This is a genomic window from Jidongwangia harbinensis (assembly GCF_020216025.1).
Taxonomy (GTDB): Bacteria; Actinomycetota; Actinomycetes; order Mycobacteriales; family Micromonosporaceae; genus Actinoplanes; species Actinoplanes harbinensis.
On the sequence record NZ_JAIWNC010000005.1, the window covers coordinates 300787 to 321211 of the forward strand.

At 70.4% G+C, this 20425-nt stretch carries 16 protein-coding genes; 4 read left to right on the plus strand and 12 right to left on the minus strand.

The features are described 5' to 3' along the window. Positions 1–63 precede the first annotated feature (63 nt). From LDL48_RS10035 to LDL48_RS10065, 7 genes are all read right to left on the minus strand, one after another. On the minus strand, positions 64–1404 hold the full coding sequence (locus LDL48_RS10035) for a nitrate/nitrite transporter (protein WP_225254751.1): 1341 nt from the start codon (positions 1402–1404) through the stop codon (positions 64–66). 1 nt (position 1405) lies between these two features. Beyond that, complete coding sequence (locus tag LDL48_RS10040; RefSeq protein ID WP_225254752.1) at positions 1406–1720, minus strand: Rieske (2Fe-2S) protein; 315 nt, start codon at positions 1718–1720, stop codon at positions 1406–1408. After that, positions 1717–4194, minus strand: coding sequence for a nitrite reductase large subunit NirB (gene nirB, locus LDL48_RS10045; RefSeq protein WP_225254753.1), 2478 nt, complete (start codon positions 4192–4194; stop codon positions 1717–1719). Before nirB ends, LDL48_RS10040 begins: the two co-directional genes overlap by 4 nt. Then, positions 4194–4541: a molybdopterin oxidoreductase gene (locus LDL48_RS10050; protein WP_225254754.1), complete on the minus strand. Its 348-nt coding sequence runs from the start codon at positions 4539–4541 to the stop codon at positions 4194–4196. Before LDL48_RS10050 ends, nirB begins: the two co-directional genes overlap by 1 nt. Next, positions 4541–6628, minus strand: a complete 2088-nt coding sequence (locus tag LDL48_RS10055; RefSeq protein ID WP_225254755.1) for a molybdopterin oxidoreductase family protein — start codon at positions 6626–6628, stop codon at positions 4541–4543. Before LDL48_RS10055 ends, LDL48_RS10050 begins: the two co-directional genes overlap by 1 nt. Positions 6629–6695: 67 nt before the next feature. Then, entirely contained in the window at positions 6696–7331 is a 636-nt protein-coding gene (locus LDL48_RS10060; protein WP_225254827.1) for a sirohydrochlorin chelatase, read from the minus strand. After that, complete coding sequence (locus tag LDL48_RS10065) at positions 7331–8449, minus strand: uroporphyrinogen-III synthase (protein WP_225254756.1); 1119 nt, start codon at positions 8447–8449, stop codon at positions 7331–7333. The genes LDL48_RS10060 and LDL48_RS10065 overlap by 1 nt, the downstream gene beginning before the upstream one ends. Positions 8450–8641: 192 nt before the next feature. Between LDL48_RS10065 and LDL48_RS10070 the strand changes: the two genes are divergently transcribed. Next, positions 8642–10510 carry an ABC transporter ATP-binding protein gene (locus LDL48_RS10070; protein WP_225254757.1) on the plus strand — a complete coding sequence of 623 codons (1869 nt, stop codon included), beginning with the start codon at positions 8642–8644 and terminating at the stop codon, positions 10508–10510. On the opposite strand, the gene LDL48_RS10075 is transcribed toward LDL48_RS10070, so the two are convergent. Beyond that, positions 10511–11362: an NAD(P)-dependent oxidoreductase gene (locus LDL48_RS10075; protein WP_225254758.1), complete on the minus strand. Its 852-nt coding sequence runs from the start codon at positions 11360–11362 to the stop codon at positions 10511–10513. A gap of 64 nt (positions 11363–11426) precedes the next feature. Here LDL48_RS10075 and LDL48_RS10080 point away from each other — a divergent pair, with 64 nt between their 5' ends. Beyond that, a complete protein-coding gene (locus LDL48_RS10080; protein ID WP_225254759.1) occupies positions 11427–11810 on the plus strand; it encodes a winged helix-turn-helix transcriptional regulator in 384 nt (127 codons plus the stop codon). Here the strand turns inward: LDL48_RS10080 and LDL48_RS10085 are convergent. The 4 genes from LDL48_RS10085 to LDL48_RS10100 form a co-directional block, all read right to left on the minus strand. After that, positions 11767–13689 carry a zinc metalloprotease gene (locus tag LDL48_RS10085; protein ID WP_225254760.1) on the minus strand — a complete coding sequence of 641 codons (1923 nt, stop codon included), beginning with the start codon at positions 13687–13689 and terminating at the stop codon, positions 11767–11769. The genes LDL48_RS10080 and LDL48_RS10085 overlap by 44 nt on opposite strands. Positions 13690–13727: 38 nt before the next feature. Continuing rightward, positions 13728–14900, minus strand: a complete 1173-nt coding sequence (locus LDL48_RS10090) for a Gfo/Idh/MocA family protein (RefSeq protein WP_225254761.1) — start codon at positions 14898–14900, stop codon at positions 13728–13730. Positions 14901–14932: 32 nt separating this feature from the next. Further along, positions 14933–15646, minus strand: a complete 714-nt coding sequence (locus LDL48_RS10095; protein WP_225254828.1) for a SigB/SigF/SigG family RNA polymerase sigma factor — start codon at positions 15644–15646, stop codon at positions 14933–14935. A gap of 186 nt (positions 15647–15832) precedes the next feature. Next, positions 15833–18481 (minus strand): hypothetical protein, encoded by a 2649-nt coding sequence (locus tag LDL48_RS10100; RefSeq protein ID WP_225254762.1) that lies wholly within the window; start codon positions 18479–18481, stop codon positions 15833–15835. 135 nt (positions 18482–18616) lie between these two features. Between LDL48_RS10100 and LDL48_RS10105 the strand changes: the two genes are divergently transcribed. Together LDL48_RS10105 and LDL48_RS10110 are read left to right on the plus strand one after the other, a co-directional pair. Continuing rightward, positions 18617–19804 (plus strand): MFS transporter, encoded by a 1188-nt coding sequence (locus LDL48_RS10105; RefSeq protein WP_225254763.1) that lies wholly within the window; start codon positions 18617–18619, stop codon positions 19802–19804. A gap of 49 nt (positions 19805–19853) precedes the next feature. After that, positions 19854–20303 carry a DUF4383 domain-containing protein gene (locus LDL48_RS10110; RefSeq protein ID WP_225254764.1) on the plus strand — a complete coding sequence of 150 codons (450 nt, stop codon included), beginning with the start codon at positions 19854–19856 and terminating at the stop codon, positions 20301–20303. The last annotated feature ends 122 nt before the right edge of the window (positions 20304–20425 follow it).

Genomic DNA, 20425 nt, shown 5'->3' on the forward strand with positions numbered 1-20425 from the left:
AACGCTGGTGTACCACTGGAGCGCTCCAGTGGTACACCAGCGCAAGCGCAGCGCCGCGCGGCGTCAGACGCCGGGCAGGCTCCGCTCGGACGGCCGCAGGTACACCGTCCAGGTCACCAGCACGCAGACCGCGTAGAACGCGATGAACGCCAGGTACGCCGCGTCCGCCGTCTGGTAGGTGAGGAACGACTGCCGGAACGCCAGGTTCACCAGCACGCCGCCGAACGCGCCGATCGCCCCCGCGATACCGATCACCGCGCCGGACAGCCGCCGGGCCTCGTGGTCGTCGTGCAGGTTCCGGGCCCGGAAGATGGCCGGGATCATCTTGTACGTCGAGCCGTTGCCCACGCCGCTGAACACGAACAGCGAGATGAACCCGACCAGGTACAGCGGCAGCGACCGCAGTTGCGAGGCGAGCAGCACGATGCTCGCACCACCCGCCATCGCCACGAAGTTCCAGAAGGTCACCTTGGCGCCGCCCAGCCGGTCCGCCAGCGCGCCGCCGACCGGGCGGATCAGCGAGCCCAGCAGCGGACCGAGGAACGTCAGGTACGCCGCCTTCACCGGGGTGTTGAACTGCTCCGCGAACTGCACCTGCAGCACCTGGCCGAACGCGAACCCGAAACCGATGAACGAGCCGAACGTGCCGATGTAGAGGAACGACATGATCCAGGTGTGCGAGTCCCGGGTGGCGTCCCGCATCCCGCGCTTCTCGTTGCGGGCCTGGGTCAGGTTGTCCATGTACAGCGCGGAGCCGGCGGTCGCCACCACGATCAGCGGGATGTAGATGCCGGCCACGATGCCCGGGCTACCGGCGCCGAACGTGGCGAGCACGAACAGGCCGACCAGTTGCACGGCCGCCACCCCGAGGTTGCCGCCGCCGGCGTTGATGCCGAGCGCCCAGCCCTTGAGCCGGTCCGGGTAGAACGCGTTGATGTTCGCCATCGAGGAGGCGAAGTTGCCGCCGCCGACGCCGGCCACCGCTGCGATGATCAACAGCGTGGTGTACGAGACGCCGGGCTGGATCAGGAACGCGGCGAGGAACGACGGGATCAGCAGCAGGCTGGCGCTGATGATGGTCCAGTTGCGGCCGCCGAACCGGGCCACCGCGAACGTGTAGGGGATCCGCAGCACCGAGCCGACCAGCGCGGGCACGGCGGTGAGCAGGAACTTGCCGGCCGGGTCGATGCCGTACTGCGGGCCGAGGAACAGCACCAGCACCGACCACATGGTCCACACCGAGAAGCCGATGTGCTCGGAGAAGATCGAGAAGATCAGGTTCCGCCGGGCGATCGGTGCCCCGGTCGAGTTCCAGAACTCGCGATCCTCGGGGCGCCAGTCGTCGATCCAGTGGCCGCGAACGGTCACCGCGGGCCGAGTCGCGGGCGGAAGGGTGGCAGTCATGTCAGACCTCCGAGGGAACAAGCGGGGACACCACGAGGTGGTTGTCGTCGTCGACGTGCACCGCGTAGACGTTCAGCGAGAAGGCACCGGTGGTGGAGCAGCCGGTGGTCAGGTCGAAGGCGTGCAGGTGCAGCGGGCAGATCACGACCTTGGTGTCGGTCTGGCCGTCGGCGAGCGGTCCGCCGGCGTGCGGGCAGACCGCCGACACGGCGCGCAGGCTGCCGTCGCGGAGCCGGAACACCGCGACCATGTCGTCGCCGACGGCGTACGCGCGGCCCTCCCCGAAGGGAATCTCGTCAACCGGACCCAACCTCATGACACTCCCTCTCGGACGGGCACCTGCGGCAGCACGATCAGCGGCAGGGAGGTACGGAACTGGCCGGGCGTGGCCGGTTCCGCGCGTTCCTTCCACGGGTCCCGGTACGCGGCGACGGACTTCGCCATGGCCGCGTCCAGGTCGGCGGCGATGCCGTCGCTGTCGTCGACCACGATCGCCCGGACCCGGTCGATGCCGATCCGGGGCACGAACGCGTACGTCCGCTCCAGCCAGTTGGCGTTCTCCCGGTAGTACTGCAGGAAACGGCCGGTGAGCGTGATGACCTCGTCGGCCGAGTCCACGGTGGCCAGCAGGTCACCCTTGCGGACGTGCGCGCCCGCCGCCCCGCCGATGTAGATCTCCCACTTGCCGCCGTCGATGGCGACCACACCCAGGTCCTTGACGTACGCCTCGGCGCAGTTCCGCGGGCACCCGGTGACCGCCAGCTTCATCTTCCCGGGGCCCTCGATGCCCTGGTACCGCTCCTCGATGGCGATGCCCAGCGCGGTCGAGTCACCGACGCCGAACCGGCAGAAGTCCGAGCCGACGCAGGTCTTCACGGTCCGGAAGCTCTTGCCGTACGCGTACCCGGACGGCATGTCCAGCTCGGCCCAGATCTGCGGCAGCTTCTCCTTGGGCACGCCCAGCAGGTCGATGCGCTGGCCGCCGGTGAGCTTCACCATCGGCACGTCGTGCTTCTCGGCCACCTCGGCGATCCGCTTGAGCTGGGCCGGGGTGGTGACGCCGCCCTTCATCTGCGGCACCACCGAGAACGTGCCGTCGCGCTGGATGTTGGCGTGCACCCGGTCGTTGATGAAGCGGGCGTCGCGCTCGTCGACGTACTCGTCGCCCCACATCATCTTCAGCAGCGACGCCAGGCCCATCTTGCTCTTGGCGTCCTCCGCGCCGCCCGGCACCAGCATGGCGAAGACGGACGACACCGACTTCAGCTCGTACTGCCGGATCGCGGCCATCAGCTCCGGCTTGGGCATCGGTACGCCGGGGACGTACCAGCTGGCCGCCGGGTCCTCCTCGACCTGCCCGTCGGCGGCCCACTCGACGATCTTCTGGACCAGGCCCTTGCAGGTGCCGCAGCCCTTGCCCGCCCGGGTCTTGTCCATCACCCCGGTGACCGTCTTGCAGCCGGACTGCACGGTGGCGCAGATGGCACCCTTGCTGACGCCGTTGCAGTTGCAGACCTGCTCGTCGTCCGGCATGTCCTCGACGCTGACCTCGCCGGACGGACCGCCCAGGTCGAACAGCAGCTCGGCGCGTTGTTCCGGCAGGGCCAGTCCGCGGTCGAACGCCTGCATCAGGAACGCCGCCTTGCGCGCGTCACCGACCAGGGTGGCGCCGACCAGCCGGCCGTCGCGGATGACGACGTTCTGGTAGACGCCCTTCTTCGGCTCGGCGAACTCGAGCAGTTCGTCGTCGGGGTGGGCGGGCTCCTGCAGGCCCATCGACGCCACGTCGACGCCGGCCACCTTCAGCTTGGTGGCGATCTGCGAACCGTGGTACTCGGCCTGCGGGTCGGTGCCGGTGAGGTGGTCGGCGAGCACCTTGGCCTGGTCCCAGAGCGGCGCGACCAGGCCGTACAGGGCGCCGCGGTGCTGGGCGCACTCCCCGACCACGTAGATGTCGTCCTCGTCCTGGGCGCGCATCTGGTCGTCCACCACGATGCCGCGCTCGACGACCAGGCCGCTGTCCGCGGCGACCTGGGTGTTCGGCCGGATGCCGGCGGCCACCACCACGACGTCGCACGGGATCACCCGGCCGTCCTTCAGCTTCACGCCGGTGACCTGGTGCTTGCCGAGGATCTCGGTGGTCATCGCGTCGACCACCACCTCGATGCCGAGCTTCTCCTCGACGGTGGCCTGCAGCGTGCGGCCGGCCCGCTCGTTGAGCTGGGTGTTCATCAGGTGGCCCATGGCGTGCAGCAGGGTCACGTGGCTCAGATGGTTCTGCAGCCCGCGGGCCGCCTCCAGGCCGAGCAGCCCGCCGCCGATCACCACGGCGCGCTCGTGCTCGCGGGCGTACCGGATCATCGCGCGGGTGTCGTCGAGCGTGCGGAACACGAAGACGCCCTGGTGGTAGCCGCGGCCCGGGCGGTGGATGCCGGTGATCGGCGGTACGAACGCCGAGCTGCCGGTGGCGATGATCAGCTTGTCGTACGGCGTGGCGGTGCCGTCGGTGGCGTACACCATCTTGGCGAACCGGTCGATCCGTTCGATCCGGACGCCCGCGTGCAACGTGATGCCGTTGTCGGTGTACCAGCTCAGGTCGTTGAGGAAGATCCCCGCCTCGTCCTCGACGCCGGCCAGCACGTTGGACAGCATGATCCGGTTGTAGTTGCCGTACGGTTCGTCGCCGAACATGGTGATGGTGAACTGGTCACCGCCGCCGCGGGCGAGGATCTCTTCGACGGTACGCGCGCCCGCCATGCCGTTGCCGATGACCACGAGTCGCTGCGTCATCAGACCTCCACCAGGCCCAGGTCGACGATGACCGCGCCGGTGAGCCCGGCCGGCGCGGACAGGTACAGCTCGACGGTGGTGCCGGAGTCCAGGTCCTCGACGACCCGGAGCGGCACGTGCACGTCGGACTTGGCGCCGATCGGGAAGTACCGCATCGGCTTGCCGTCGCGCATCAGCACGAGGCAGACGAGTTCGCCGGTGGCGTTGCCGCCGCGGAAGTAGACGGCCTGCGCCACGACGCCGGCGGGCACCTCGTAGCCGGGTGCGCCGTCCAGGGGCACCGGCTGGTCGAGTCCCTTGCCCTCGAAGGCGAAGACGCCTTGCAGGAAACGGGGTGTGGAGTGCACTAGGTCGTCCCTTCGTGCTCGGGGGCCGGCGCGATGGCGACTGCGCAGGCCTTGAAGGCGGGCATCTTGGAGTGCGGGTCGAGCGACGGGTTCGTCAGCAGGTTCGCGCCGACCCAGTGGAACGGGGCGAAGATGGTGTCCGGCCGGATGCCCGGGTTGAGCCGGGCCCGGAACACGGCCCGGCCGCGGCGGCTGCGCAGCTCGACCATGTCGCTGTCCGCGATGCCGTGCCGCCGGGCCAGGTCCGGGTGCAGTTCGGCGCGGGGCTCGGGCAGGGCGACGGTCAGGGCGGCGACCCGCCGGGTCTGGTTGCCGCTCTGGTACTGCTGCATGTTGCGGCCGGTGGTCAGCACATAGGGGTACTCGCGGTCCGGCACTTCGGTGGGGTCGCGGTGCTCGACCCGGACGAACCGGGCCCGGCCGTCCGCGGTGGGGAACGTGTCGGCGAACAGTCGCGGCGTACCCGGGTGGTCCTCGGCCGGGCACGGCCAGAACACGCCCTCCTCCGCGTCGATGCGCTCGTAGGTGATTCCGGCGTAGTCGGCGATCCCGCCGGCGCTGGCCCGGCGCAGCTCGTCGAAGACGGTCCGCGGGTCGTCGCTGAAGAACTGTCCCCGTCCCAGCCGCTCCGCCAGGCTCTTGAAGAGCTCCAGGTCGGTGCGGACGTCCGGCGGCGGCGGGAAGGCGCGCCGGCGGCGGATGACCCGGCCCTCGAGGTTGGTCATCGTGCCCTCCTCCTCGGCGAACTGCGCGGTGGGCAGCACCACGTCCGCCATCGCCGCGGTCTCGGAGAGGAAGATGTCGGACACCACCAGCAGGTCCAGCGCGCGCAGCCGGTTCATCACCCGGTTGGCGTTCGGTGCCGAGACCACGATGTTGCTGGCCAGCACGAGCAGGACGCGGACGCCCTCGTCGGTGCCGAGGCGGTCGAGCATTTCGTACGCGGACCGGCCGGGCTTGGGCAGCTCGTCCGGGTCGATCCCCCACACCCCGGCCACGTGCGCGCGCGCCGCGGGGTCGTCGATGCGCCGGTAGCCGGGCAGCTGGTCGGCCTTCTGTCCGTGCTCCCGGCCGCCCTGCCCGTTGCCCTGGCCGGTGATCGTGCCGTAGCCGGAGTACGGCCGGCCCACCAGGCCCAGCGCCAGCGCCAGGTTGAGGTACGCCTGCGCGGTGTCGGTGCCGTTGCTGTGCTGCTCGGCGCCGCGCGCGGTGAGGATCATCGACGGCTTCTCGGTGGCCAGCATGTGCACGGTGCGGCGCAGGTCGGCGGCGCTCACCCCGGTCATCCGCTCCACCCGGTCCGGCCAGTACGACGCGGTGGCGGCCCGGACCGCGTCGAAGCCGGTGGTGCGTTCCCGGATGTACTCCTCGTCGACCAGGCCCTCCCGCAGCGCGATGTGCAGCATGCCGTTGGCCAGCGCCAGGTCGGTGCCGGGCAGCGGCTGCAGGTGCAGGTGGGAGCCGGCGGCCGTGGTGGTCCGGCGCGGGTCGACCACGATGTGCCGGGCGCCCTGGGCCCGGCCGGCGTCCAGGTACTGCATGGACGGGGGCATCGCGTCCGCCGGGTTGGCGCCGACCAGCAGCACGGTCCGCGCCTCGGCGATGTCCGCCACCGGGAACGGCAGGCCGCGGTCCACCCCGAACGAGCGGTTCGACGCGGTGGCCGCGGACGACATGCAGAACCGGCCGTTGTAGTCGATGGACGCCGAGCGCAGCGCCACCCGGACGAACTTGCCGAGCGTGTACGCCTTCTCGTTGGTCAGCCCACCGCCGCCGAACGCGCCCACGCTGTCCGGCCCGTACCGCTGCTGGCTCTCCTTGATCGCCGTGACGATCCGGTCCAGCGCCTCGTCCCAGCTGGCCTCACGCAGCGGGCTGGTGCGGTCCCCGGCGTCCTTGCGGACCAGCGGGGTGAGCAGGCGGTCGCGATGGTCGAGCAGTTCCGCGGCGGTCCAGCCCTTGGCGCAGAGCCCGCCCTTGTTGACGGTGAAGTCCGTGGGCTCCAGGCGAATTGAGGCCTTCTCCGGGGTCAGCCTGATCCCGCACTGCAAGGCGCAGTACGGACAGTGCGTCTCGGTCGCTGGCATGTCGTCATACTTGCGACGCCAGGTTTCCCCCGGTCACCTCCGCCGTTGCGACGGGGTACGCAATTCCCTACAACGCGTGTGCGCCGATTGTGAGGTCGCATCGGCGCAGCACCAGATCGGTCACCGCGGGGTCGTGGCAGAGCGGCGGCGTCACCCGGTTCGCGCCGGCCGCGTGCAGGGACCGGTAGAACAGGCCGTCGGCCAGGAAGTACGCGGCCACGGTGATCCGTTCCGCGCCCTGGCGCCGCAGGTCGGCCACCACGTCCGGGACCCGCCGCTCGGTGCCCGAGGTGTAGCCGACGTGCGCGCCCAGTTCGGCGGCGATCCCGGCCACCCCGGCCCGCCACCCCGGGTCGGACGAACCGGCCGCGGCCAGCACCACGGCGTCGCCGGCCCCGATCCGCCGGGCCATGCTCTCGGTCAGCACCGGGTCCGGCCCGAGCGGCGCGGTGACCGGGTTGCCGGCCGCGGCCCGGGCGATGTCGACCCGTACGTGGTAACCGGTGGCGAGGAACAACGGCACGATCACCGCGTCGGTCACGCCCAGCATGGTGTCTGCGACGTGCGGCTGCTGCACGTCCACGTAACAGAGCCGGACGTCCAGGTCCGGCCGGCGCAGCGCGACCCGGTCCACCAGGTCCCGGATCTGCTGCTGGCCGACCCGCGACCGGGTGCCGTGTGCCACCGCCACCAATGTCGTCATCACGCTGCCGCCTCATCCACTCGTAGCCGGTAACCACGTTTGATCACGGTCTCGATGTGCTTGCCGGAGCCGAGCGCGGTCCGCAGCCGGGCCACCGCCACGTCCACCGCGTGACCGTCGTTGCCCCGGGGCAGCGACGCGGCCAGCTGTTCCTTGGACACCACCGCACCGGGCCGGGCGGCCAGCGCGCCGAGGATCGCCATCGAGGCCGGTGCCAGCGTGTGCAGCTCGCCGTCGATGAGCGCGGCGTGGCCGCGCACCTCGAGCAGCGAACCGGCCACCCGCATCCGGACCGCCCGCCGCGGCAACTCGTCGGTGATCGTCTTGATCAGCGCACCCAGCCGGAACCGCTCCGGCGACACCACCGGCACGCCGTGGTCGAGCAGCGGGCTCGCGGTGACCGGCCCGACGCAGGCCGCCATGGTGGACGACCGGAACCGCTCCAGCACGCCGTCCGCGGAGTCACCGGCGATCTGCAGGAACGCCCGGACCGCCGGGGCACTGGTGAAGGTGACCGCGTCGACCTGCCCGGCCAGCACCGAGTCGACGAGCCGGCGCACCGGCGTCACGTCGGGCGGCAGCGTCCACCGGTAGACCGGCACCTCGACCACGGCCGCGCCGGCCGAGCGCAGCGCCGCGACGAACTCGGCCTGCGGCTCGCCGTGCTCCTGCACCACGATGCGGCGGCCGGACACGCCCAGCTCCAGCAGCCGGCTGAGGACCTCCTCGGACGCCTCGGTCCGGGCCGCCCACTCCTCGCTGAGGCCGGCCGCCCGGATCGCGCCGCACGGCTTGGGACCCCGGGCGATGAGCCGGGCGTCGCCCAGCGCCTTGCGCAGGTCGTCGCCCAGGCCCCAGCCCTCGGCGGCCTCCAGCCAGCCGCGGAAGCCGAAGCCGGTGGTGACGATGACCAGATCCGGCGCGAGCCCGATGCAGGCGACCGTGGCGGCGTGCAGCGCCTCGTCGTCGGAAAGCGGCACGATGGTGATCGCGGACGCGGTCACCACCCGGGCCCCTCGCCGGTGCAGCAGCGCGGCCATCTCGTCGCGGCGGCGTTCCGCGGTGACCGCCACGGTGAACCCGGCCAGCACACCGACAGCGTCGTCCGATTGGCGCACCGTCACCACCCTGCGTCGTCGATTTTTAGCTCTGCGTCGTCGGTGACGTCCTGGTGACCATGCTGACCAGCAACGATGACGCTTGCGGGAAGGTCGTGTTTCGGGGATGTCAAGGCCACGTCACTTCCCGGACATCGCCGGGAGAGCAAATCCCCTTGACCTCAACCAGCCTGCAGGTTCTAGCGTCACTGCATGAGCATGGAAGTCACCGCCTGGATGTCCCTGCACCACGCGATGAACGCCCAGGACCGGAGGCCGCTCTCCCGTGCCACCCTGAGACGGATCATCACGTTCGCCCGTCCGCACCGTCGCCTGATCGGTACGTTCCTCGCGCTGAGTGTTGTCGGTGCAGTACTCACCGTAGCGGCTCCCGTGCTGGCCGGCCGGGTCATCAACGCCATCGTGAGCGGCTCCGACTCCGGCGTGGTGGTCCGGCTGGCCCTGGCGATCGCGGTCATCGCGCTCGCCGAGGCCGGGCTGGGCCTGCTCACCCGGCACCAGTCCGCCCGCATCGGCGAAGGCCTGATCGTCGACCTGCGCACCGCGGTCTTCGACCACGTGCAGCGGATGCCGGTGGCGTTCTTCACCCGGACCCGCACCGGCGCACTGGTCAGCCGGCTGAACAACGACGTGATCGGGGCGCAGCGGGCGTTCAGCGACACCCTCTCCGGGGTGGTCGGCAACACCGTCACGCTGCTGCTCACGCTGGCCGTGATGCTCACCTTCTCCTGGCAGATCACACTGCTCACGCTGCTGCTCCTGCCGGTCTTCGTGTGGCCGGCGCGCCGGATGGGCCGCCGGCTGGCCCTGCTGGAACGGGAGGCGGCCGAGCACAACGCCGCGATGAGCAACCGGATGACGGAGAAGTTCTCCGCGCCCGGCGCGATCCTGGTCAAGCTGTACGGCCGGCCCGCCGAGGAGTCGGCCGAGTTCGCCGCCCGCGCGATGCGCGTGCGCGACATCGGCGTGCGCACCGCGATGCTGCAATGGGTCTTCATCACCGCGCTCACCGTGGTCGGCGCCCTGGCCCTGGCCCTGGTGTACGGCGTGGGCGGCGTGTTCGCGCTGCGCGGCCGGCTCGAGCCGGGCACCGTGGTCGCGCTGGCGCTGCTGCTGTCCCGCCTGTACGCGCCGCTCACCGCGCTGGCCAGCGCCCGGGTCGAGGTGATGAGCGCGCTGGTCAGCTTCGACCGGGTGTTCGAGATCCTCGACCTGAAGCCGATGATCGTCGACAAGCCGGACGCCGCGGAACTGCCGGACGGGCCGGTGGCGGTCGAGTTCGACGACGTCCGCTTCGCCTACCCCTCGGCCGACAAGGTGTCGCTGGCCTCGCTGGAGGACGTGGTGAAGCTGGACGACCGCGGCGGCGAGGAGGTGCTGCACGGGGTGTCGTTCCGGGCCGAGCCGGGACAGATGGTGGCGCTGGTCGGCTCGTCCGGCGCCGGCAAGTCGACCATCGCCCAGTTGCTGCCCCGGCTCTACGACGTGGACACCGGCGCGGTGCGACTCTCCGGCGTCGACGTCCGCGACCTGGAAGGCGCGTCGGTCCGGGACGCCCTGGGCGTGGTCACCCAGGACGGGCACCTGCTGCACGACAGCATCCGGGCGAACCTGCGGTACGCCCGCCCGGACGCGACCGAGGACGAACTCTGGGACGTGCTGCGCCGGGCCCGGCTCGCCGACCTGGTCGCGTCGCTGCCGGACGGGCTGGACACGGTGGTCGGCGAACGCGGCTACCGTCTCTCCGGCGGCGAACGGCAGCGACTCACCATCGCCCGGCTGCTGCTCTCCCGCCCACGGGTGGTGGTGCTGGACGAGGCCACCGCCCACCTGGACTCGACCTCGGAGGCGGCCGTGCAGGCGGCACTGGGCGAGGCGCTGACCGGCCGGACCAGTGTGGTGATCGCGCACCGGCTGTCCACGGTCCGGGCCGCCGACCAGATCCTGGTGGTCGAGGACGGCCGGATCGTCGAGCGCGGCAGGCACACCGACCTGCTCGCCGCCGGCGGCCGGTACGCCGAGCTGTACCGCACCCAGTTCGAGCAGCCGGTCCCGGCCTAGCTAGCCGATGAGCAGCTCGTCCACCACTCCGGTGGTGTCCTCGGCGCCGTGGCCGCCGGCCAGCCGCCGGGCCATCAGGTCCGCCCACGGCCGCAGCAACTCGTCGCTGACACCCTGCTCGGCCGCGGTACGCAGCAGCGTGGCGTTCCCCGCCACCTGCATGGCCAGGCTGGAGGCCACCCCGGTGGTGTAGTCGCCGCGGTCCAACTGCTCGGCCGTGCGGTACACCGACGGCACCATCGCGGTCAGCCACTCCGCCAGCAGCGGCGCGACGTCACCGGCCGGCAGCCGCGCCGAACGGATCAGCGCGAACGCGTGCGCCACGCCGGCGAACATGCCGTCCATCGCGCTGAGCAGCGCCACGTCGTGCAGTGCGGCGAGCCCGGGGTCGGTGCCGACATAGCGGGCCGCGGCCGGCACCCCGAGCGCGCCGCGGTGCGCGTCGAAGAGGTCGCGGTCGCCGCTGTAGAAGACGTACGCGTCCGGCGATCCGATCATCGGCGGCACCGCCATGATCCCGCCGTCCAGGAAGCGGCCCGGAACCCGCCGGGCCCGGTCCCGCGCGTCCGCCGGTGTGCCGGTGGTGAGGTCGACCAGATCCTTGCCGGTCAGGTCCGCCCCGGCCAGCGTGGCGTCCACCGAGGCGCCGTCGAGCAGGCAGGTCACCACCAGGCCGGCGGCGGCGACAGCCTCCGCCGGGGTGGCCGCCACGGTGGCGCCGGCCAGGGCCTCGGCGCGGCCCGGAGTGCGGTTCCACACGGTGAGCGGGTGTCCGGCGGCGAGCCAGGCCCGGGCCAGGGCGGTGCCCATGGCGCCGAGCCCGAGGAGGGCGATCGGTTCCTTGTCGGTCATGACCGCCAGCCTGGTCCGGGTAGAAAGGAAGGACCAGTACGCACTTTGAAGTGGGTGGGGCACGGTGGCGACGACACCACGCGCAGGCCGGTACGTCTGCGGCATCGACGCCGCGATGGACGTCGTCGGTGGCAAGTGGAAGGTGCTGATCCTGTGGGCGCTGTCGGTGCGCCCGAGCCGCTTCGGCGAGCTGCGCCGGGAGCTGCCCGGGGTGACCGAGAAGGTGCTCACCGACCACCTGCGCGAGCTGGAGGCGGACGGCATCGTGCACCGCGACGTGCACGACGAGGTGCCGCCGAAGGTGGTCTACTCGCTGACCCCGCTGGGGGTCTCGCTCAACGCGGCACTGGCACCGCTGGGCGCCTGGGGCAGCCGGCACGTGCTCGGCCGCTGCGTCTCCGGGGTTACGGCTGCGCGCGCGGGCTGTCCGGCGCCAGCGTGTCGATGAACTCGTGCGGTTCGTCGTCCTGGTGGTTGGTCCGGGCGGTGTCGGCCGCGGCCTTCATGGCCCGGGCCGGGGCGCCGGAGTCGACGCCGATCAGGTCCGCCGCGCCGGTCAGCCGGTCGTACGCCAGCTCCGCCAACCGGTACGCAGTCCGGTACTCGTGCGCCGCGAACGCCGCCTTGGACAGTGCCAGCAGGCCGTCGGCGGCGCGCAGGGCGCCGTACACCTTCCGCCCGTCCGGGTCGGCCAGGATGTCCGCGGCCAGCGCGTTCGACGCCTCGTGGTAGGCGGCGGTCAGGAACCGGTCGCTGTTGTCCCGGTCGAACTGGCTGAAGTCCCAGTTGACGTCGATGTAGCTCATCATCGAGTTGCTCTGGTCGCCGGCGTTGGCGAACAGGAACTCGTCGGCCGGGCCGTAGTCCACGCCGGTCTCGCTGTCGTAGCCGTCGTGCGGGTGGCTCATGCCCAGGTGGTGACCGACCTCGTGGATCAGCGTGGTGGTCAGGCCGTACCCCGACTCGACGATCTGCGGCGAGACGAACGCGAAGACGTACGACTGGGTGCCGTCGACCCAGTTGTCGTCGGCGTACCCGAGCGGGGTGTCGAAGTCCGCCCCGGTCGCGTAGCTGAACACCGGCAGCTCGTAGTCGACCCGGTCGCCGTCGTCCTTCGTGCGGGCCAGGTTCTCGTCGTTGTAGAGGTACAGGTTCGCGTCCGACGGCAGGTCCTGGTCGGGGTAGCAGCTCGTCGCGGTGACGTACTGCCCGTGGAAGCACTCCAGCGCCTTGCCGGTGAACGGCAGGTCCTGGTTGTCGTAGTCGAGCCGGTTGCGCCACCGCAGTTCGGCGAGTTCCGCGGTGAGCAGTTTCGGGGTGATGAACTCCTTCGAGGCGTCGACCGTGGCCCAGCCCTCGTACGTGTTGCTGTCGATGTTGATGGTTTTCGGCAGGTCCGCCGGGAGCTCCACCGGGTACAGCGGCGACGTGGTCATCAGCAGGTTCAGCGCCACGTACCGGGTGATCTTGGAGAGGTCACCGGTCAGCGCGGACGGAGCCCGGTAGCCGTTCGCCGCGTACTCCCAGATCGACGGCATCCGGTAGTCCTCGACGCCGTTGCCGTCCAGGTCGGGCTCGTCGACGTTCCAGTTCTCGGTCCACACCTCGGGGCCGGCGGACAGATCGTGGAACCAGACCCGGCGGGTGCTGCCCAGGCCGGTCTCCTCGTCGTCCGCGGTGGTGCCGCCCCAGGCCATCATCCGGCGGCTCTGCCGTTCCGAGCCGAAGTCGTAGCCGGTGTCCGGGTCCGCCTCGCCCTTCTTCGTGTACACGTGGAACTTGAAGTCGCTCCGGCCGTACCAGTTGATGAAGTAGACCGTGTTGCGCCGGGTGTCCACGCCCGCCGGCGGGTTCAGCGCCAGCCACTTCTCCACGCTGGGCCCGTCGATCTCATGGTTCGAGGTGACGTCCAGAACGTTCTTCTGCTGGTCGTTGTACTGCTGCTGGAACGTGGTCAGCGGCGCCGGCTTCGCCAGCGCGCCGAGGCGCCGGAAGAACCTGTTCTCGTACGCGCTGCCGCCGTATGTGATCTTGTAGTCGTAGGTGTACTTGATGCCGAGCTTCGCGTCCCGCCCGTAGAACTCCGGGTAACGGTCCACCGGCTCGTACGTCCGGGGCAGCCCGGACAGGAACGCACTCTTGCCGACCTGGGCCGGTTCGTAGCCGAGGAACACCACGTTGACCGGAACCTTCTCGGTCAGCACCGGCGGTTGCCCGGGGTTCAGTACCTCAAATTTCGGCACCGGCGCCGCGGCGCTCGCCGGGGTTGCCGACGCACCCACCACGGCCGCCGTCAGCGCTATGACCAGCGCAGCACTTCGTCTCATGCGGCCACGCTGCCATTCCGGCCGCACGCAGTAAATGGCTACATGCAAATATTCGGAACTGTAACGTCAGCCCATCCGCGCACCCGCGCCGAGTGCGCCATCGCGTCCAGCACGGCCGCACTGGCGACCGCGTCGGCGAGCGTGGCCCCGGCCGCCGGGCCGCCCGCGATCGCCCGCACGAACTCGTACGCCTCGATCACCTTGAGGTCGTCGTAGCTCATCGCGATGCCCGCCCCCGGCTGGAACGCCGCGTAGTCGCCGTGCCCCGGTCCCACCTGGACCGTGCTCACCGCCTGATCCTGGTACGCGGTGCCCACGCTGACCCCGAGTTCGCCCATCCGCCGGAAGTCCCAGAACACCGCGCCGGTGGTGCCGTGCACCTCGAAGCCGTAGCTGTTCTGCTCGCCCACCGCGACCCGGCTGGCCTCCAGCACCACCCGGGCGCCGGAGACGAGCCGCATCTGACTGGACACATAGTCCTCGTTCTCCACCGCGCCGGGTTCGCCGCCGGCGGCCCGGCTGTGTCCCGCCGTGGCGGCGGTCGGCCGGGGGCGCCGCGGCACGAAGATCGCCGTGTCCGCGACCAGCGTCTCGATGTCACCGAGCAGGTGCCGCACCAGGTCGACACCGTGCGAGGCCAGGTCGCCGAGGACCCCGCTGCCGCCCCGGGCCCGCTCGTACCGCCAGGTGAGCGCGCCGTCGGGATGGGCGGCATAGTCGCTGAACAGGCGGAACCGCGCGTGCGTGACGGTGCCCAGCGCGCCGTCCGCGATCAGTGCGCGGGCGGCCCGCACGGCCGGGGCGTACCGGTAGTTGAAGCCGACCGCCCCCGTCACACCCGCCTCGTCGACCGCCCGGGCCACCGCCCGGGCGTCGTCGACGGTCAGCCCCACCGGCTTCTCGATCCAGATGTGCTTGCCGGCCGCGGCCAGCGCGACACCCATCTCCCGGTGCAGGAAGTTCGGTGCCGCGATGCTGACCGCCGCGACCCGCGGATCGGTCAGCAGGTCACGCCAGTCCGGGGTGGCGGTCTGGAAGCCGTACCGCGCCGCGGCGTCCGCCGCCCGGCCGGGCACCTCGTCGGCCACCGCGACCAGCCGCGGTCGCCGGGGCGCCGCCGGAAAATGGTGCGGCACCCGCAGGTACGCCTGGGTGTGCACCCGTCCCATCCAGCCGAAGCCGGCGACCCCCACGCCCAGCACGTCCGTCATGTACCGAGTCTGTCACTCCGGACGGACCCGGCTCAGTCCTCGGTGAGGTGCCTGCGCAACTTGGCCAGGGCCCGCATGATCAGCCGTGACACGTGCATCTGGGACACGCCGATCTGGTCGGCGATGTCGGACTGGGTCAGGTTGCCGTAGAAGCGGAGCGACAGGATCTTCTGCTCCCGCTCGTCCAGCGACGCCATCGCGGTCCCGAGCACCATCCGCAGCTCGGTCAGTTCGTACTCGTGGTCCTCGGTCCCGAGGGTGTCGCCGAGCGACATGGACTGGTCCTCGGACACCGGCGTCGACAGGCTGGTCGCCGAGTACGCCCGGGCACCCTCCAGCCCCTCCAGCACCTCCTCCTCGGTGATCCCGAGGTGCGCCGCGACGTCCGCCACCGTGGGCGAGCGCTCCAGCGTCTGCAGGAGCGTGTTGTTCGCCTCGCTGATCGCCATCCGCAGTTCCTGGGTGCGCCGGGGCACCCGGACCGACCAGGTACGGTCCCGGAAGTGCCGCTTCACCTCACCGAGCACGGTGGGGATGGCGAAGCTGGAGAACTCGACGCCGCGGTCCGCGTCGTACCGGTCGATCGCCTTGATCAGCCCGACCGTCGCGGTCTGCAGGAGGTCGTCGGCCGGCTCGCCGCGGCCGTTGTAGCGGGCGGCCAGGTGCCGCGCCAGCGGCAGCCAGGCCTCGATGGCCCGCTCGCGCAGCGCGGCGCGGTCGGGGTGGTCGACCGGCACCGCGGTCATCGCCCGGATCGCCTCGTCAGCGGCGCTCGGCGCTCGTTGCGTCACGGTAGTCACGCGTGCCCCCTCGGTTATGTGTTCGACCTCCGAGGCTAGAACGACGCAGTAAGCGACGCAACTTGTGAGACGAATTCAACGCGTGTCCGTCGCCGGACGGGTGACCGCCGGCTCGACCGGTCGTGTTGCCGCCTAGGCGGCGATCTCCCTACGTCGGGCCAGCACGGCCAGCCAGCGCCGCCTGGCGTTGTCCTCGCCGTCCAGCCAGGCCACCGGCTCGAACCCCGCGGTGGAGACGTGCCCGGACGGCGCGATCGTGCTCAGCCACCAGGTGGCGACGTACGTGTAGCTGAAGTGCGTCCGGTTCGTCGTGATCAGCGCCAGAATCTGCCCGTGCACGTCCGTCGCGGCCGGCACGTCACCCAGCAGACAGTGCAGAAGGAGTTCCGCCAGCAACGGATGCAGGCCGTCGGACTGATATCCGGTTCGCCGGATGACCGCCAGGCTCTCCCGCGTCCGGGTGAAAACCTCTGCGGGCTCCGCCGCACCGATATCGGCCAGCGCGCAGGCAGCGAGCGCCCGCCCGACCCCGATGGGGCTGCCCATCCGCCGGTTGACCTCGAGCGCCTCGGCAGCCAGCGCCCGGGCTTCGGCCCCGCCTCGCCACGCTCTGCACCAGGCCAGATGTTCACGCACCAGGGCATCTTCGACCAGCGAACGGCCGGGCTCGGAGATGTCCACCGCGAGTCGGAACTGCTCCACGGCACGGTCCAGATCCGCGTTGGCGAGCAGGGTGAAACCGGTGAGCGTCGCCGCCGCTCGCCGAAGCCGGGGATGCTGTGACGACAGGCCGGACGCCCACCCCAGCACGGCCGGGAAGCGCCCGGCGCGTTCGTCGAGAATGGCGAGCCACCGCCGGGCGCGATCGCCGAAGGTGTCGGAGCGACGGGCCAGCCGGACGAGCAGCGGGCTCGCGTCGTCATTGCGGTCTAGACGGACCAGTACCTCGGCCCGCTCCAGTTCCAGCCAGACCGTGACGTACTCGCTCAGTCCCGGTTCGGCCGACGCGGCGTCGAGCAGTTCCAGCGCACGCGGCAGGCTGGCGGCATCGCGCGAGTACGCCGCCATGCAGCCGAGCACGATGGGACGACCCACCGAACCCTCGGGACCGGACAACGTCTCCAATCTCTGGAGCACCTGCCACTGGCCGAGATCGCACATGGCCTTTCCGACGTCGAGCAGCCAGTCCGCCGGGATGGAGAATTCCAGGCTGAGGCACGCGGCGTCCAGAAATGCCTCGACCAGACGGCTCCGGTACGCGTGCGCGCCCTGCCCGACGTCGTCGGCGATCTCCGTCCGCAGGAACTCCACCGTCCGCGTCGCCGCGTCGTTCCACTCCTGGTCCGACCAGGGATCACCGGAGACCGCATCGTGCTCGCGGATGGACGACCGCAGGGTGTCGTGCATCGAGTACTCCAGCCACCCGGACCGGTCCTGCTTCACGAAGTGCCTGGCCATGAACCGGTGGATGGTGGCGTCCCGGTAGTCCGGCACAGCGGCGTGCAACAGGTCCCGGTTGAACGCGGAGACCAGTGCCGCAGCCCGCAGGAGCTGCCGCTCCGCCGAATCGAGATCCCGGACCACCCGCGTCACCAGATGCGGCAGGGTCGTGCCGAAGTCTTCCGCTCGGGGCTCGCCGCGACCGGCCAGACCGTCGAAATGCTCCGCGGAAAGATCCAGGTAGAGCGGGAGCCCTTCCGATCCCGCCACGATGCGGCGGCGAATCGCCGCGGGGATCGCCGGAGCGCCATCGATCTGCAGCCGCTGTGTCAGATAACGCTCACAGTCTTCCTCCGAGAGCGCCCCCAGCAGCCACTGCCGGCGGAGCGCCCCGGACAAATCCAGTCCCGGCCAGCACTCCGGTCCGGCGTACTTCAGGTCGACCGCGCGTTCGGGCTCCGCCCAGGTCACCTGTGACCGGCCGGTGATGACGAACAGCACGTTGGGCATCAGATAGACGAGGCGGCTCAGCGCGTCTTCGACACCGTGCGGCTCCCGACGGTGCGCCTGCACCATCTCCCAGGTGTCGAGGAAGATCACCACCGCGGCGTCGTGCTCGCGCTGATAGCGCTCCAGATCCCAGGCCAGCAGCACCGGCAGGAACAACCGGGCCAGATCCGGGGACGGCTCGTTGAGCAGCGGCTCGAAGTACGGGCAGTCGCGAAGCACCGCCGCCTTCTCGACCTTGGCCACCAGACCGTCCTTGATCAGCGTGCCCAGCCGCCAGGCCGCCCCGACCAGCCCGGCGCCGCCCAGGAAGGCGTCGAGCCCGGACTGGATGTGCTCGGACATGCCAGTCCTCTCGTTGATCGAGTTCAACGTGGACCTACGATCGAGGAACTCGGCCAACGGTTGCCCTGGATGCTTGCGTTCCCAGTACGTCGAGAAGGCCAGGTCGAAGGCGTGCAGTTCCCCAGTCAGCTGCCCCAGACAACGACGCAGCCGGAGCAGCATCACCTCCGGGTCGAACGTCGACAGATTGGCGAAGTCGATCCGGGCCGAGACGCGTCGCTCCGGCACCGGAACCTCGCCCGCGTCGAATCGCCGCTGCAGCTCCCGGGACAACGTGCTCTTGCCGATCCCGCCCATCCCGTAGAACACGAGAACGTTGTCCCGCCCCGTTCGCAGGTCCTCGGTCAGGCGCGGGTGTTCTCTCCGCTGCACCTGCAGCCCGCGTATCGCCGACTCGAAGGCGACCATCTCGTCCACCCGATTGGTGAAGATCGTGTTTGACGTGATGGCGGGCGTGGACGAAACGGCGAACAGTCGCTCCAAGTCCACAATGCCTCCCCTTTTCGACTAGCTTAGCGGACCGGCGACACCCTGCCGTCCCCTGGCATTTCGCCTGGCCACCGGCCGTTTTCTCGCCTTTCGGCGGTATAGTGCTCGGGTGATCGGACATCGCGCGGTGGCTGAATGACGAGTGCCGTGTACCCGGCCGGCACGATTCGCCGCTTAGCCGCCGCACGCATGGCCTCGGTGGGTGGCGGCGCCGCCGCTTACGCCGCAATTGTCTTCCAGGTGCTGGAGAAGACCGGGGACACGTTCGCAGTCGTCGCGGTCATGCTGGCCACCACCGGCCTGCAGAGCATCGTGTTGCCGTTCGCCGGAAAGTGGGCGGACCACCTGGGCAGACGCCGAGTGATGATCGTTTCGGACGTCGTCGCGGCCGCGATATTCGTGGTGCTGGCCCGGGATCTCTCGGCCACTCAACTTGTCGTACTGGCGGGACTGGCCGCGATCGCCGAGGCACCGTTCCTGCCCGCCTCGGCGGCCGCAGTGCCGGACATCGTCGCCGGTGAACACATCTCCCGGGCCAACGGCACGCTGAGCTCCGCGACCAGTCTGGGTCGTACCGCCGGACCAGTACTCGCCATTCCCCTGCTCGCTCTGGACGGACCGCAGCTCGTCTATCTCTGCAACGCAGTGACTTTTCTGATATCCGCCGCTCTCGTCTTCTCCGTCACCATTTCACCGCCCTCCAGGGAGCCCGGCAGTCCGATCGGGATGCGCAGCGCGGCGCGCTTCATCAGAGCGACGCCTGCGGTGTACCTCATTCTCATCTCATCACTGACCGCCTACATTTCGACGAGCTTCGCCATGGTGGCGGAGCCGATTCTCGCCGACGATTTCGACGTCGGCGTGATTGGTTACAACCTGATGGGCGCCGGTTGGGGCCTCGGCCTCGTGCTGGGCGGATGGTTCGGCGGCCGGAATCTGAAGTCCGCGACCGAGCCCCGGGCGCTCTTGCTCGGGCGCGTGGTCATGGGCGTCGGGATAGCAACGGTGCCACTGGCGCCCTGGTTCTCCGCCGTGCCGGCCCTGATGATGGTCGGGGGCTTCGGCAGCGGAGTGGTACTGGTGGCCATGCACTCTCAATTGCAGAGACACTCCCCGGAACGCATCCGCAGCACCGTCTTCGCGTTCTTTGAAGCAGTCGGCGCATCCGCCTTCGTGTTCGGTGTCCTGCTCGCCGGAGTGGCCGTTGAAGGGCTCGGACTGCGACCGGCGTACCTCCTCGCCGGTGTCGGCACCCTCCTCACCGCAATACCGCTCTACCTCAATCTGCGAAGGTCCGCGGCCGCTCGAGAAAGCGGCGTTTGACCGGCGTCAAGCGGGGAATGCGGCTGTCCCCAATGGAGGTGAGGGAAACATGGTCACCAGATCCACCGCGGGCGATTCGGTCGCCCGCACCGCAGTCCAGAAGGCGGCACTCGCCGTCGCCGCCGTGTTCGCGCTCGTCGGCGTGCTCGGCTTCATCCCCGGCATCACCACGAACTACGGCGACATGACGTTCGCCGGGCACCACTCCGACGCTCTGCTCCTCGGCGTCTTCCAGGTGTCCATCCTGCACAACATCGTCCACCTGCTCTTCGGCCTCGCCGGGTTCGCCCTGGCCCGGACGGTCTCCGGTGCCCGGAACTACCTGATCGGCGGCGGCGCGGTCTACCTCGTGCTGTGGCTGTACGGCCTGGTCGTCGGCGACAACAGTTCGGCCAACTTCGTCCCGGTCAACACCGCGGACGACTGGCTGCACCTGTTCCTCGGCCTGGGCATGATCGCCCTCGGCCTGCTCACCACCCGCCGGGCCGTCCGCGCCTGACCGAACGCTGTTTCCGAGTGCGCCCTCCCACCCCCGGGAGGGCGCACTCGTGTGTATGCCCTCGGGGACCGGGCGCGGACTCGCCGCCTGTTGATCACCGCCAGTGGACTCAGCAAGGGCAC